13 protein-coding genes are annotated in these 14109 nt (G+C 74.8%); 5 read left to right on the top strand and 8 right to left on the bottom strand.

Annotated elements, in window-relative coordinates; translation table 11 throughout:
- Window positions 1-23: 23 nt before the first annotated feature.
- Window positions 24-1106 (bottom strand): MBL fold metallo-hydrolase, encoded by a 1083-nt coding sequence (locus E7744_RS11720; RefSeq protein WP_246858431.1) that lies wholly within the window; start codon window positions 1104-1106, stop codon window positions 24-26.
- Window positions 1107-1156: 50 nt separating this feature from the next.
- Here E7744_RS11720 and E7744_RS11715 point away from each other — a divergent pair, with 50 nt between their 5' ends.
- Entirely contained in the window at window positions 1157-2053 is an 897-nt protein-coding gene (locus E7744_RS11715; protein WP_137774270.1) for a LysR family transcriptional regulator, read from the top strand.
- A gap of 51 nt (window positions 2054-2104) precedes the next feature.
- On the opposite strand, the gene E7744_RS11710 is transcribed toward E7744_RS11715, so the two are convergent.
- From E7744_RS11710 to E7744_RS11700, 3 genes are all read right to left on the bottom strand, one after another.
- On the bottom strand, window positions 2105-2695 hold the full coding sequence (locus tag E7744_RS11710; protein WP_137774269.1) for a cysteine hydrolase family protein: 591 nt from the start codon (window positions 2693-2695) through the stop codon (window positions 2105-2107).
- Between the two features lie 67 nt (window positions 2696-2762).
- Window positions 2763-3209 carry an iron chaperone gene (locus E7744_RS11705; RefSeq protein ID WP_137774268.1) on the bottom strand — a complete coding sequence of 149 codons (447 nt, stop codon included), beginning with the start codon at window positions 3207-3209 and terminating at the stop codon, window positions 2763-2765.
- A 170-nt stretch (window positions 3210-3379) separates the two neighbouring features.
- The gene (locus E7744_RS11700) at window positions 3380-5359 is read right to left on the bottom strand and encodes a metallophosphoesterase family protein (RefSeq protein WP_246858430.1); all 1980 of its coding nucleotides are present in this window, start codon (window positions 5357-5359) and stop codon (window positions 3380-3382) included.
- 254 nt (window positions 5360-5613) lie between these two features.
- Between E7744_RS11700 and E7744_RS11695 the strand changes: the two genes are divergently transcribed.
- The gene (locus tag E7744_RS11695; protein ID WP_137774267.1) at window positions 5614-7404 is read left to right on the top strand and encodes a gamma-glutamyltransferase family protein; all 1791 of its coding nucleotides are present in this window, start codon (window positions 5614-5616) and stop codon (window positions 7402-7404) included.
- A 5-nt stretch (window positions 7405-7409) separates the two neighbouring features.
- Window positions 7410-8642, top strand: a complete 1233-nt coding sequence (locus tag E7744_RS11690; protein WP_168199812.1) for a DUF418 domain-containing protein — start codon at window positions 7410-7412, stop codon at window positions 8640-8642.
- 43 nt (window positions 8643-8685) lie between these two features.
- On the opposite strand, the gene E7744_RS11685 is transcribed toward E7744_RS11690, so the two are convergent.
- A complete protein-coding gene (locus tag E7744_RS11685; RefSeq protein ID WP_137774265.1) occupies window positions 8686-9351 on the bottom strand; it encodes an alpha/beta family hydrolase in 666 nt (221 codons plus the stop codon).
- 113 nt (window positions 9352-9464) lie between these two features.
- Window positions 9465-9911: a hypothetical protein gene (locus E7744_RS11680; protein ID WP_137774264.1), complete on the bottom strand. Its 447-nt coding sequence runs from the start codon at window positions 9909-9911 to the stop codon at window positions 9465-9467.
- 89 nt (window positions 9912-10000) lie between these two features.
- Between E7744_RS11680 and E7744_RS11675 the strand changes: the two genes are divergently transcribed.
- Window positions 10001-10660, top strand: coding sequence for a metalloregulator ArsR/SmtB family transcription factor (locus E7744_RS11675; RefSeq protein ID WP_137774263.1), 660 nt, complete (start codon window positions 10001-10003; stop codon window positions 10658-10660).
- 81 nt (window positions 10661-10741) lie between these two features.
- Window positions 10742-11593 (top strand): SDR family oxidoreductase, encoded by an 852-nt coding sequence (locus E7744_RS11670; RefSeq protein ID WP_137774262.1) that lies wholly within the window; start codon window positions 10742-10744, stop codon window positions 11591-11593.
- Here E7744_RS11670 and E7744_RS11665 read toward each other — a convergent pair whose 3' ends face one another.
- Together E7744_RS11665 and E7744_RS11660 are read right to left on the bottom strand one after the other, a co-directional pair.
- A complete protein-coding gene (locus tag E7744_RS11665) occupies window positions 11594-11953 on the bottom strand; it encodes a universal stress protein (RefSeq protein WP_137774261.1) in 360 nt (119 codons plus the stop codon).
- A gap of 289 nt (window positions 11954-12242) precedes the next feature.
- Complete coding sequence (locus tag E7744_RS11660; protein ID WP_137774260.1) at window positions 12243-14105, bottom strand: calcineurin-like phosphoesterase family protein; 1863 nt, start codon at window positions 14103-14105, stop codon at window positions 12243-12245.
- Between the last annotated feature and the right edge of the window lie 4 nt (window positions 14106-14109).

Raw genomic sequence — 14109 nt, 5'->3', positions numbered from 1 at the left:
GGGACGGGGAGGGGGGAGAGGGGTCAGGCCTCGACGCGGTCCAGGGCCGGTCGCAGGGCCAGGGAGTCGAGGTCCTCGGGGACGAAGAAGGGACCGTCGAAGTGCCGGCCCGCCTCGGCCCAGACCTCGGGTCGGGCGGTGCCGGGGACGAGGTGGTGCAGGGCGAGCTGGCGCGCCCCGGCCTCGCGGGCCACGCGGGCGGCGTCGGCCACGGACGTGTGGGACTTGTAGTGGTGGTCGCGGGCGGCCCGGTCGCCCTCGTCCGCCGGGTCCGCGTAGCGGCGCTCGACGAAGCCGAAGTCGATGGCCTCGTGCAGCAGCAGGTCGGTGTCCCGGGCCAGCCGGACCATGTTGGGGGTGTAGCAGGTGTCGCCGGAGAAGGTGACGGAACCGGACGCCGTCTCGAAGCGGAAGCCGAAGGCCGGGGCGATCGGCGGGTGCTGCACGAGGATCGCCGTGACCGTGACGAGCTCGTCCCGGTAGACCTCGAACGGCTCCATGTCCGGGGTCGGGTTGTCGTTGGGGTGGTAGCCGCACCCGGCGGGGACCTGGATGTCCGTGGCGGTGAACAGCTCGTGCGGGCTCGGACGCAGGGAGTCGATGATCCGGTCGTTGAGGTCGGTGGCGTGGGCCCGCATCAGCAACTCGAACGACTCCCGGGTCCCGGGCGTGGGGCTCTCCGGGGCGATCGGCCGCGGCGGGACCACCGCGCGGGGCGAGGCCGGGGGCAGCACGCCGCGGTCGCCCGGGCCGATGATGCGGACCGGGTCGCCCTGCCGGCCGACGAGCTCGTAGAGGCCGAAGACCGCGAGCGAGGCGAGGTCGATGGTGTGGTCCGAGTGCAGGTGGGTGAGGAAGATGCCGCGCAGGTTCCGCAGCGGCAGCCCGGCCTCGTTCAGCCGGCGGCCCACGCCGTGCCCGCAGTCCACGAGGTAGTAGGACTCGCCGACCACGACGGCGGTCGCGATACCGGTGCGGCGGGTGGGCTCCCCCTGGTTCCACCAGCGGGGGCCCCCGGCGGTGCCGAGGGTGACGATGCGCGGTGCGTTCTCCGGGTCCATGGTAACTGCCTCTCGATCGTTGATTTCCTCAAGTGTGGCGCGCATCACGTATCATGAGAAGCGAATAGATTCGATGGTTGGCATCAGGAGGGCTGATGGTCGACTTCACGTTGCGGCAACTCGAGTACTTCGTGGCCGCGGTCGAGACGGGCTCCGTGACCGCCGCGGCCCGGCGGTGCCATGCCTCCCAGGGCGCGGCCTCGATGGCCATCGCCCAGCTCGAGAAGGCGGTGGGGGCCCGGCTGCTCGTGCGCAACGGGTCGCGCGCGGTCGTCCCGACGCCGGCCGGCCGGGACTTCCTGGGCCCGGCCCGGTCCCTGCTGGAGCGCGCCGAGGAGGCGCGGGACGCGGTCTCGGAGAGCCTGGAGGAACTGCGGGGCACCCTGCAGATCGGGGTGGGCCAGACGCTCTCGCCCCGGCTGGTGCCCGGCATCGTGGCCCACTTCACCGAGCACCACCCGCGGCTTGCCCTGCACCTGTCCGAGACGTCCCCGCCGGAGCTCGAGGACGCGGTGCTGGGCGGCCGGCTCGACGTCGCGCTCCTCTACCGCCAGCAGGCGGGCTCGATCGCGCTGGCCGTCACGGAGCTGGCCCCCGTGCGGCTGCACGTCATGCTGCCGGCGGACCACCGCCTGGCGGGGGAGGCCGGGGTGCACCTGGCGGACGTGGTGGGGGAACCGGCGATCCTGCTGGACATCCCGCCGACCGTGGAGAGCGTGTCCGCGATCGTCGAGTCGGTCGGCCTGCGCCTGGACGTGCGCTGGCGCAGTGCGAACATGGACACGATCCGCTCCCTCGTGGCGGCCGGCCTGGGCTACTCCTTCGCCAACAGCATCCCGGCCACGGGGGCGGCGTTCTCCGGGGGCTCGGTGGTCTACCGGCCGGTCGCCGACGACATCCCGCAGAACTCGATCGTCGCCGTGACCCTGCCGGGGCGCGTGCCGCGCCGGGTCCGGGCGGTCATCGACCTGGTGCGCGGCGCCGAGGGGTGAGGGCGGGGGCTCCCGGGCCAGGGCGCCGGCCGGGCGGGACGGCCGCCGACGTCACCGCCCGGCCAGCAGTCGCTCGACGTCCGGCCGGTCCAGGACCGTCTGCCGGAAGTCGGCGCTGACGTTCTCCAGATCGGTCCACCCGCGCCCGGAGTCGGAGGAGGCGATCGCCGGGCGGGCGTAGACGACCTCGAGGTCGTGGGCGAACGCGTCCCGGCCGGTCGCCGAGACGCAGGACTCCGCGGTCACGCCGGCGAGCACCACCCGGCGGACCCCGGCGGCCCGCAGCCGGTCCAGCAGGTCCGTGCCGAAGAAGGCACTGTCCCGGGTCTTCTCCAGGTGGACGGCCTCGCCGAGGTCCAGGCCGTCGAGCAGCCCGGCCTGGTCGGTGCCGGCGAAGTTGAAGCCCTGGTCGTCCTCCAGCATCTTCAGGGTCCAGGTGGACTTGTCCTCCTGGTGCACGGTGCTGACCACGAACACCGGGTGCCCCCCGGCGTGCGCCCGTTCGGCGAGCCAGTTGCACTCGCGGACCAGCAGGTCCCGGTCGTCGGCGGTGCCGGGATCCTCGAAGAAGCCCTTCTGCAGGTCGATGAAGACGACGGCGGTCGGTACGGACGGGTCCGGCAGGGCGGTGGGGTCGGCCATGCGCGCAGTCTATGCCGGACGCGCCCGGCGGCGGACGGACGGCGGACCCATCGCGCCCCCGACCCGGCTACGGCGCCTCGTGGCCCTCGTCCTCCACCTCGCGCAGCCGGGCGAGCATCATGCGCTCCAGCAGGTCGTGCGGGGCCGGCTGGCCGTAGAACACCTTGACCGACTCCCGCCCGGTCTCGTGGTTGACGAGCTCGTCCTCGAAGGCCGCCAGCACGCCGGGGGTGAACACCACGCTGGCGTGGGCCTGGTGTCCCTCGAGCTGGAACAGCACCGTGCCGTCCGCGTGGACGTACGCGGGGGCCTCCCACCGCATCGTCTCCGCGGCCTGCGGGACCGCGGCGCGGGCCAGGTCGCGCAGTTCCTGCAGCACGGAGCGGGCCAGGCGGGGGAACCGCGCCAGGTAGGCCTCCACGCCGCCGCCGCCGGCGGCGCTGGCGCCGCGGCCGGCGTCGGGCCCCGGCTCGGGGGAGTGACCGGGGCCGGTGGGGGAGTCGGAGCCGCTCATGGGGACAGCGTAGGCCGTGCGCCGCCCATGACGAAGGCCCCAGCCGAGGGGAGGGCTGGGGCCTTCTGTCATCATCACTCGCACCTTGTGACGTCCCCGACGCTACGGGCGGTTCCTTGGCACCGGCTGTGCGCCGGGTGGGGATTGGCCGCGCGGCGGCCAGCGGGCCCTCAGCGCGCCAGGGGCGCCCCGTCCGCGCCGACCCGGAGCGTCACCACGTCGTCGTAGGCCCGCCGCTCGGTGCGCTCGAGCCGGTACTGGGAGTCCAGGACGGGGAAGACGTGGACCGGGGTGAGGGTGACCTCGGCGCCGCGCGCGGTGTTGGCCACGTCGATCTGCAGGTGGCCGTAGTGCAGGCCGCCCGAGACGAGCTGCGGCACGCCGTTCTCGTCCTCCGCCCAGGTCTCGGGCTGGTCCGCGGGGGCCGACCACTCGGAGTGGGTGTTGAAGCGCAGCGGCTCGTACTCCCCCTCGTCGTCACGCACCAGCTGCTCGCCGCGCAGGCCGTCGGCGGCCACGCCCACGTCGTAGGAGTGGAAGCCCCGGCCGTCGCCGTCCTCGTCCACCCAGGACCGCTCGAACATCTCGTCGTGGCCGGAGAGCACGGCGGTCACGCCGTACTCCTCGAACATCGGCGAGTAGGCCCGCATGGCGGTGCCGGACTGGTTGTCGGCGTGCTCGTGGTTCGGCGGGGTGCCGTGCACCCCGTTGGAGTAGGCGGCGTGGTGGAACTGCACGAGGACGATCTGCCCCTGCTCCCGCGCCTCGGCCAGCTGTTGCTCGGCCCAGGCCCACTGGGCCGAGGCCCGGTCCATGTTCGGCAGGTCCACGTCCGCCTCGGTGGAGCCCTCGAACAGGTCGAGGAAGCCGCGCACGTAGGACCCGTACGTGAACTCGCCCTGGGTGTCCGTGGACAGGTTCGCCGCGGTGAGGTCCGTGTCGTCCCCGGAGAACACCTCACCGGAGAGGGTGCCGGTCCGGGTGTCCTCGTCCGGGCGGCCGTTGGTGGAGTCCAGCGTCAGGACGGTCACCGGGCCGTGGTCCACCCGGTAGTAGGAGCCCTTGTGCTGGGGGTTCGCGGGATCCTGCGGCAGCGAGAAGTAGTCCAGGAAGCGGTTGCGGGAGATGACGGCCGGGGTGCGGTCCTCGTCCGTGCCGTAGCCGCCGTTGAGGGCGGCATAGGTCTCCCAGTTGCCCAGGGCCGGCAGCAGGGGCACGCGGGAGGCCAGGTCCGAGTGCTCACCGGCCACGTGGCGGAAGAACTCGTCCCAGGCCGGCTGGTAGCCCGAGCCCTGGGTGAGGTCCCCGGGCATCAGGAGCAGGTCCGGGTCCGCGGCGTCCACGTGGCCCAGGTTCTCGATGAAGGCCGTGGACTGGTCCAGCGGGTAGCGCAGGGTCGGCTGGCCGTACCGCGTGGTGGTGCCGAACCGCTCGGCGAAGGCCGAACCGGCGCCCGGCCGGGGCAGGGAGTCCTCCGTGGCGCCGTTGACGGGGGAGACCTCCCACTCGCGGTGCTCGGTGCGTCCGCGCGGCTCCGTCTCCGCGTCGGACATCGCGATGATGCGCACGTGCTTCCAGTCCTCGCCCCGCGGTGCGGTGGTGAAGGAGGCGGTGTGCTCCTCGCCGCCCTGGCGCACCGTGTAGGTGTACTCCTTGCCCGGCTTGAGGCCCTCCAGCACCACGGAGTGCTTGTGGTTGGCGTTGGACTCCAGCCAAGACCCCTGCTCCAGCCCCGGGATCTCCTGCTCCAGCTCGGCGCGGGTGTACTCCATGAGGTCCAGGTACTCGGGGTCGCTGGTGAGGGTGGCGGTGTTGCCCGCGCCCGCCCCGCGGGGCGAGCCGAGCCCCGGCCCCCGGACGGTCACGGTGCCGGGCTCGTCCGTCTCGCTGATCCAGGTGACGGTCATGGACGTGGCGGTGGGCGCCTGCAGGTAGGGCAGGACGCGGAAGCCCGGCTCCGGCGCCCGGGCGGCGGGAGCGCCGACGGCGGCGGGCACCGCGGCGGTCGCGACCGGGGCGGTCCCGGGCTGGGCCGCGGCGGGCGGGGCCGCCAGCAGGGGGAGCAGGACGGCGGCGGCCAGGGCGGCAGCGGGGCGGTGTGCCGTCGCTCGGGTCGTCTTCGGTCCGGGTGTCATCGGTACGGGTGCCATGGGGGTCCAACCTTCGGTGCGAGGGGTGCGCGAGGGTGCTCGCGAACGCCGAGGAGTGTGGCAGCGGGGCATGGCCCGCGCGTGGACGTGGTGCGGCGGGACGGTGAACGGTCCGTGCGACGTGTGCCACACCGCGGGGCCGCGCCGGGCCCTGCGGGCGGGTCGGGCGCGCGGATGTGGGATAGTCGGGGGAGCCCTCGTCGTGATGAAACCGTGATCTTCGCCGGACCACCGGCCGGTCGCCTAGGAGACCCGTGAAGAAGCACCCCGCCCTCCGGGCGGCCCCCGTCCTGGCCGCCGCACTGGCCCTGGCCGCCTGCCAGGCCCCCGCCCCCGAGCGGCCGGCGGAGCCGACCGCCCCGGCGTCCGCGCCGTCGTCGCCGGCGGCCGGGACCACCCCGCCCAGCGCGCCCGCGAGCGCCTCGTCCTCGAGCGCCGCGCCTTCGGACCCCGCTCGGGAGGTGGTGCTGGACCAGCACGCCGTGAGCGCCGCCCATCCCGCCGCGGTCGAGGCCGGCATGGAGGTCCTGCAGCAGGGCGGCAACGCCGCCGACGCCGCGGTGGCCACGGCCTTCGCGGTGGGCGTCGTGGAGCCCTACGCCTCCGGCATCGGCGGCGGCGGGTCTGCCCTGCTGGCCGCGCCCGGCCAGGAGCCCACCGCCTACGACTACCGCGAGGTCGTGGCCCAGGACGGGCGGATCCCGGACTCCGGCACCGGCGTCCCCGGACTCGTCGCGGGGCTCGGACGGATCCACGCCGAGCACGGGGACCTGGAGTGGGAGCAACTGCTGGAGCCGGCGATCGACCTGGCGCGGGACGGCTTCCCCGTCTCGGACTTCCTTGCCCAGCGGATGCGGGCGGACTTCGGTCCGGCGTCCATCGAGGGCCTGGAGCACTACCACTCCGCCTCCGGCGAGCCGCTCGCGGCCGGGGAGACCCTCGTGCAGGAGGACCTGGCCCGCACCCTGGACACGATCGCCGAGCAGGGCCCGGAGGCCTTCTACACCGGCGGCATCGCGGAGGAGCTCAGCACGGTCGACGGGCTGGACGCCGGCACGCTCGCCGCCTACGAGCCCGAGGAGGTGGAGCCCGTGGCCGGGGAGTTCGGGGACCACGAGGTGCTCTCCGCGGCGCCGCCGCTGCCGGGCGCGGTCCTCCTCCAGCAGCTCCAGGTCGCCGAGGCCCTCGGGGTGGCCGGGCACGCCCCGGGCACCGCCGGATACGTGGACCGGCTCGCCGAGGCGTGGATCGCCGCGGAGGGATCGGCCACCCACTTCCTGGGCGACCCCGACTTCGTCGACGTGCCCGTCGAGCAGCTCACCGACCCGGGGCGCAACGCCGAGATCGCCGACCGGGTGACCCTGCTGTCCGGCGGGGCGGGCGCCGACGGGGCGGACGGGGACGGCGGGGCCGTGGCCCGGGCGGCCGACGGCGCGGGCGGGGACGGGCCGGTGGAGGCCGGCAACACCACGCACCTGACCGTGGTGGACGAGACGGGGTTCACCGTCTCCATGACCAACACGCTGACCAGCTTCTGGGGCGGGGCCGAGTCCGAGCACGTGGGCGGGTTCTTCCTCAACAACCAGCTCTCCCGCTTCGAGAGCGAGGCCTCGGAGGCGAACCGGCCCGCGCCGGGCCGCAAGTCCGTGAGCTGGTCCGCCCCGAGCATGGTGCTCGACGCCGAGGGCCGGCCGGTCCTGGGCCTGGGCAGCCCGGGAGGCCACCAGATCCCCAACATCCTCTCCGGGGTCCTCGTGGCGTGGGGGCTGCAGGACGCCCCGCTGCAGGAGGCGGTCGACGCCCCGCGGTACCACCTCCAGGACGGCGTGCTCGCCGTGGAGCAGGAGCCCTCCGGGGACCTGGCCCGGCTCATCGAGGAGCGCGACTGGGAGGTCCAGCGCACCGAGCGCGAGGAGGCGGTCTTCGGGTCCGTGCAGGCCCTCGAGGTCGACTATGAGACCGGCCGGATCACCGGTGCCACCGACGCCCGGCGGGAGGCCGACGTCGCGATCGCTGACGTGCAGGCTTCCGAGGGGGAAGGATGACCGTCATGGGCACCGTCCCCTCCTCGTCCTCCTCCCCGTCCGGCGACGACCGGTCCGCCCGGCACCGCGCCGGGCGCTCCCGCCGCGCCGGACGGGCCACGCGGCGCCCCGGGGGATCGAGGGGCCGCACGGTGCGTGCCGAGCGCGTCTCCGCCGGGATGCGCCCCGCCGCCGGCGGCGGGACCGGCGCCCCGGCCGGTGGGCGCGGCGGCCGCATCGTCGGGCTCGACGTGGCCCGCGCGCTGGCGATCATCGGCATGGTCGCCGTCAACGTGGGGCCCCGGGGCGAACCGGGACTGCTCGGCACCCTGTACGACGTGCCGCTGGGCCGGTCCTCCGTGCTGTTCATGCTCCTGGCGGGGGTGGGGATGTCCATCCTCACCCGGTCCTCGCGCGGGCCGGGGGCGGCGCCGCTGCCATGGCGCACCGTGCTGTGGCGGGCCGTCCTGTTGCTCGTGGGCGGGCTGGCGCTGCAGATGGCCGGGCACGAGGCGAGCGTCATCCTGCCGCTGTACGGGCTGCTGTTCCTCGTGTGCCTGCCGGTGCTGAGGGCCCCCACGTGGCTGGTCACCGCCCTGGCGGGGTTGTTCGCCGTCGGCGGCCCGCTGGCCTGGCTGGCCGTGCGCGCCGGCCAGGACGCCTTCACCATCAAGGAACCCACCCTGCTGGACCCGCCGGGAGAGATCCTCGACGACATCCTCTTCTCCGGGTCCTATCCCGCGGTCGTCTGGATCGCACCCTTCCTCCTCGGGATGGCGCTCGGCCGGCTCGACCTGCGCGACCGCCGGCTGCAGCGGGGGCTGGCCTGGGGCGGGGCCGCGGCCGCCGTCGGGGCCTATGCCGCCTCGCACCTGCTCCTGCTCGCCTACGGGGAGCCGGGGCGGACCGTCGGCTGGGACCGGCTCGTCTCGGGGACCGCCCACTCCCAGATGCCGCTGTGGCTGGTCTCCAGCACCGGGGCCGCGCTGTTCGTGCTCGGCGCCTGCCTGCTCGCCGAGCCGTTCCTCGTTCGCCGGGCCCCGGCACTGGCGGCGATGGGCCGGTTGTCCCTGACCGTCTACGTGGGGCACCTGCTGGCCCTGGCCGCGATCGTGCGCCCCGGGCCCGAATCCCTCGCCGGGGGCTATCTCGTCACCACCGTGCTGTGCGTGGGCTCGCTGGTCTTCGCCTGGCTGTGGTCCCGGCGGTTCCGCACGGGACCGCTCGAGGCGCTGCTGCGGGCGCCGGGCCGGCGGTAGTAGCGGACGGAGGGGCTCCGGAGGACTCCCGGGACACCGCCGGTCAGCGGTGGGGGGCGATGAACGCCGCGACCGGCGCGGCGAGCTCCGCGCCGACCTGCTCCGGCTCCCGCCGGTCCCGCAGGACCGCGAAGGAGTGGTCCCCGCCCTCCACCCGCTGCACGACGGCGTGGGACCCGATGCGCTCGGCCACCGGTTCCAGCTCGCCCGGCCGGGCGAACGGGTCCCGCGTGCCCTGGAGGAACAGCATCGGCTGCCGGAGCCCGTACAGGTGCGCGTCCCGCAGCCGCTCGGGCTTGCCCGGCGGGTGCAGCGGGTAGCCGAGGAAGACGAGGCCGGAGGCCGCCATGCCCTCGGCCACGGCCATCGAGGCCATCCGGCCGCCGAAGGACTTCCCTGCGGCCCACAGCGGGCCGCCGCCGGCACGCTCGCGGGCGGCCTCCATCACGGCCCGCCACGTCGCGATCGCCCTGGGGGCCCGGTCCGGGGCGCGGCGGCCGGCCTCGGTGTAGGGGAAGTTGAAGCGCCACGTGGCCAGGCCGGCGTCGTTCAGTGCACCAGTGAAGCCGGTGAGGAAGGGATGGTCCATGCCGGCCCCCGCACCGTGGGCCACGACCACGGTGGCCGCAGGGGAGTCCGGGCGGGCGTGGACGGCGGTCACGGTGCCCTCGCCCACGGGCACGGCGAGGTGCTCTTCCGGTGCGGTCATGCCGTCAATCTACCGGCAGGCCGCAGGGCCCCGGCGACGTGCCGGGGCCCGGCGGGGGTGATCCTCCGTCCGGGGTGCACCGGGGGCCGTCCCCGGGTGGAGGGGGCGGAGGATCAGCGGCGACGGCGGAGGGCGGGCCCGCCGCGGTCGTACTCGGCCGACAGTGCGGCCAGGGCCAGGGCGGCGGCGAGCAGGCCGGCGTCGCGCAGGGCGACGTCGAAGAAGCCCGGCACCGTGAGCAGGTTGACGATGATCCCGGCGAGCCAGGCGGCCACCACGTAGGCGGCGAACCGGGGCCGGAGGGCGACCCCGGCGGCGGCGACGACCTCCACCACGCCCACCACGTACATGACGGTCTGGGCGGGAAGGGAGAGCAGGGCCGGGATCCACGGGGCCAGGTAGTGCGGCCAGTCGGTCAGCGTGTTGGTGAACTTGTCGATCCCCATCCACAGCGGCAGGACCACGAACCCGATCCGCAGGATCCAGAACGCCACGTACGCGGGGCGCCCCGGGGCCCGGACCGCGGAGCGGGGACCCGCGGCCACGGCGTCGGCAGTCATGACGACCTCCTTCTAGAAACAACCATGACGTTTTTAGAGTCCTCCGCCCGGGGGTGTTTGTCAATGGTTGTTGGTGATAGAAAGGGGGCATGCAGGAACACCGAGCGACGCCCGTGGACGCCTCCGTGCTCTCGGACCCGGTGCGGCGGCGGCTGTACGACCATGTCCGCGGTGCGCCCGGGACCACGAGGGACGGCGCGGCGGGGGCCGCGGGGATCAGCCGGACCCTGGCGGCCTACCATCTCGACCGCCTGGTGGCCGCCGGGCTCCTGCGCGTGGACTACGCCCGGCCGGCCGGGCGCGGGGGACCGGGCGCCGGCCGCCCGGCCAAGCGGTACTGGGCGCTCCGGGACGAGGTGGTGGTGTCCGTCCCGCCGCGGGACTACGGGCTCATGGCCCGGTTGTTCGTCGGGGCCGTGGACGCCGCCGGGTCCCCGGAACTGCGTGCCCGGGTACTGGCCCTGGCCGAGGAGGAGGGCCGGGCCGCCGGGACCGGCCCCGCCGAGCTGGTGGACGCGCTGCGCAGCCGGGGGTATGAGCCGGTCCTCGCGGACGGCGGGGACGTCGAGATGCGCAACTGCCCGTTCCACCGTCTCGCCGAGGCCAACGGCCCCCTGGTGTGCGCGGTCAACCACGCGCTGGTGCGGGGCGTCCTCGCCGGCCGGGGCGAGGACGCGGACCGCGCCGAGCTGGCCCCGGCGCCGGGCCGGTGCTGCGTCGTCGTCCATCCGGCCGTCCCCGGCGACTGACCGGTGACGGGTCCGCGCGCGGGTGCCACGCTGGAGGGGAACCCCGGCCGCCCGGGCCGGGCCCAGGACGGGAGCAGCACCATGGCGGGTCCCACCACCCCGGTCGCCGTCACCGGGGCCACCGGCAGGCTCGGCGGCCGCGTGGCCCGCCTGCTGGCCGACGCCGGCACTCCACTGCGCCTGCTGGTGCGGGACCCGCGGCGGGCGCCGGGCCTGCCGGGGGCCACCGTCCACGTGGCCCCGTACGCGGACGCCGGGGCGGTGGGGGAGGCGTTGGACGGGGTGGAGGTGCTGTTCATGGTCTCCGCCGCCGAGTCGGAGGACCGCGCGGCCCAGCACGAGGAGTTCGTGGCGGCCGCGGCGGGCGCCGGGGTCCGGCACGTGGTCTACACGTCCTTCCTCGGTGCGGCGCCGGACGCGACCTTCACGCTCGCGCGCACCCACGCGCGCACCGAGGCGGACCTGGCCGCCTCCGGGATGGGGTACACGTTCCTGCGGGACAGCTTCTACATGGACCTGGCCCGGGCGATCGTCGGGGAGGACGGGGTGATCCGCGGCCCGGCGGGCCGGGGCCGGTGCGCCTTCGTGGCCCACGACGACATCGCCCGCACCGCCGCGCTCGTGCTGCGCGACCCGGCACCGCACGCCGGGCGGGCCTACCTCCTCACCGGGCCCGAGGCCCTCACCCTGGAGGAGGTGGCCCGGACCGTCTCCGAGGTCGAGGGGATCGAGGCGCGCTACGAGGAGGAGACGGTGGAGGAGGCCTACGCCTCGCGCCGGGCGTGGGACCCGCCGCCGTGGCAGGCCGAGGCCTGGGTGTCCACCTACACGGCGATCGCCGCGGGGGAGCTGGACGTGGTCAGCGGGGACATCGAGGCGCTCACCGGGACCGCGCCGATGACGTTCCGGGAGTACCTGGCCGCCCGCCGGTGACTACCGCTTGCGCGCCTTGACCGCGATCACCGGCACGTTCGCGCCCAGCAGGATCTCCTGGGCCACCGAGCCCAACAGGAGCTTGCCGACCGGGCTGCGGTGCCGGATGCCGATGACGATCACGGAGACGCCGCCGGCCTCGGCGAGGTCCAGCAGGTCGCCGGCGGGGTCGCGCGTGCGGGGGTTCTGCTCGCGGTAGGTGACCGGGACGCCGTCGATCTCCTGGGGGAACCGTCCGCCGTGGTCGGCGTCCAGGTCGAAGACGACGAGGTCCTCGCCGCGGCGCCTGGCCTCCTCGACCGCGGCCTCGACCGCCGCCTGTCCCTCCGCGGTCCCGCTGCGGCCTGCCAGTACCGACATCCGTGGTCCTCCCCGTCCCGTCGTCCCGTGTCCCGTCGTGCCCGTCCCGGCGGCCCCGGGCGGCGCTCCACCGCCCCGGCGTGGCCCGCCGGGGCGTTGAGCGCCGATACTACGCGATGGCCCACCGGCGCCCGAGGGCTGCCGCGCGGTGCGGGGACGGCACGGCGGGGGAACGGCGCGGGCGCGGTGGCAGGCCGACCTGCCACCGCGCCCGTCCGGCGTCGGGCCCCGGGCGCCGCCCCCACAGGGCGGGACGGTCCCGGGGACCCGACGTCAGGTGCTCAGCGGATCACTCCGTGACCTCGAAGGTGAGGGTCTCGGTGTACTCGCGGCCGTGCACGTCCGTTGCGGTCACCTCGGCGGTGTGCTCGCCGACCGCGAGGTCCTCCGGCAGCTCGAGCTGCCACAGGTGCATCGAGCGGTCCGCGAGCGAGCCGCCGTGGACCAGCTGCTGCTGGACCGCGGCCGGGTCGGAGTACTCCGCGCCCACGAGCGCGCCCTCGCCCTCGAGGGGCTGGGTGCGGGTCGCCGTGGTGGCCTCGCCGCCGTCGATCGAGACCTCCACGGCCGAGCCGGTGGAGCCCATCCAGAAGTTGGTGGTCAGCCACGTGGTGTCCGCCAGGTCGGCGCGGGAGACCTGCAGCGGGTCCTCGAACGCCGGGGCCTCGCCGCGATCGGTCCGGTACTGCTCGTACCACTCGCGGTACCGGGGGGTGTTCACGGACAGGGACATCTGGTCCGAGCCGTCGTCGCCGCGCACGGTGAAGCGCTCGGTGACCTCGGTGTTCTTGATGTCCAGGGTCAGCACGCCGGGCATGGCGCCGTCGCGCTGCACGGCCTCGGGGTAGCCGCCCTCGAGCAGCCGGCCGTTGTACCAGTCGCCGGAGATGGCACCCGCGGTGATGTGGGTGAACGGCAGCTCCTCGACGCCGAACAGCTCCTGCCAGCCCTCCATGGAGTCCCCGGCGCGCAGGTTCTCCAGCGAGTGGGTGTGGCCGCCCAGGGCGATGACCTCACGGCCCTCGAGGATCTCGTAGACCTCCTTCACCTGGTCGATCTGGTGCTTCTGGCTCGCCTGGTCGGCGAAGTCCAGCAGCGGCACGTGGCCGGCGAGCACGATCACCTTGTTCTCCGGGGTGTTGGCGATGTCCTCGCGCAGCCACTCCAGCTGGCGGGCATCGATGCTGCCGTTGTAGTCACCCGGGCGGGCGTTCTCCTTCACGGGGAAGTCCACGGTGCTCAGGGCCACCACGTGGGCCTTGCCGGAGTCGTAGGAGTAGTAGGACGGGCCCAGGTTCGCGCGGAAGGTGTCCGTGGAGTGCTCGCGCTCGGTGGCGTCGAAGTCCATGTCGTGGTTGCCCGGCAGGAAGCGGGCGGGGCCGTTGAGCATGGAGGCCAGCTCGCGGGTCTTCGGGTACAGGGAGAGGTCGTCGCCCACCACGTCGCCGATGAACAGGGCGCCGCAGCCGGCGTAGTCCGTCCGCGCGGCGAGGTCGGAGAACACGCCGGCGCGGGCGAACTCCACCTGCTGCTCGGTGTAGGTCTGGACGTCACCGCCGATGACGCAGGACTGCTCGGGGTCCTGGGTCAGCCCGCTCTGGGCCAGCGGGAAGTTCAGCGCGGCCGGCACGGCGCCGGTCGGGTCGATGCCGCCGAACTTCAGCTCCGGGGAGCCCTGGGGCAGGTGGTTGTAGGAGAACTGGGCCACGTTGTCCTCGTCCACCGGGACCTGGTAGCCGCGGGGCTGGGTGACGAACACGGTCATGTTGTCCTCGACCGGCAGCTCGTAGCGGCCCTGGCCGTCCGTGGTGACGACCTCGCGGCCGTTGGAGACCTTCACCCCGGGCACGCCCGGCTCGCCGGCGTCCTGGGTCGAGTCGCGGTCCTTGTCGTCGAAGACGGCGCCGGAGATGGTCTCGCGGTCGGTGCGGCCGTCGCGGACGACCTCGACCTCGCCGCGGTACGCGGTCTCCTGCCAGGTGGCCCCGTCCTGCTGGGCGGCGCGCTGGGCGGCCGGCTGGGCGGGGACCTGCCCTGCCCCGGTGGACGACGACGGCGCGGCCGTCGCGGCGCTCGCGCCGAGGGTGGCGGCGGCGACGATGGCGAGGGTGCCGGCGGTCAGCCGGGCCCGCTTCCTCTGCTGGTGGTTCATCAGG

Source organism: Citricoccus sp. SGAir0253 (assembly GCF_005877055.1).
Lineage (GTDB): Bacteria > Actinomycetota > Actinomycetes > Actinomycetales > Micrococcaceae > Citricoccus.
This window is presented reverse-complemented; position numbering and strand designations above follow the sequence as displayed.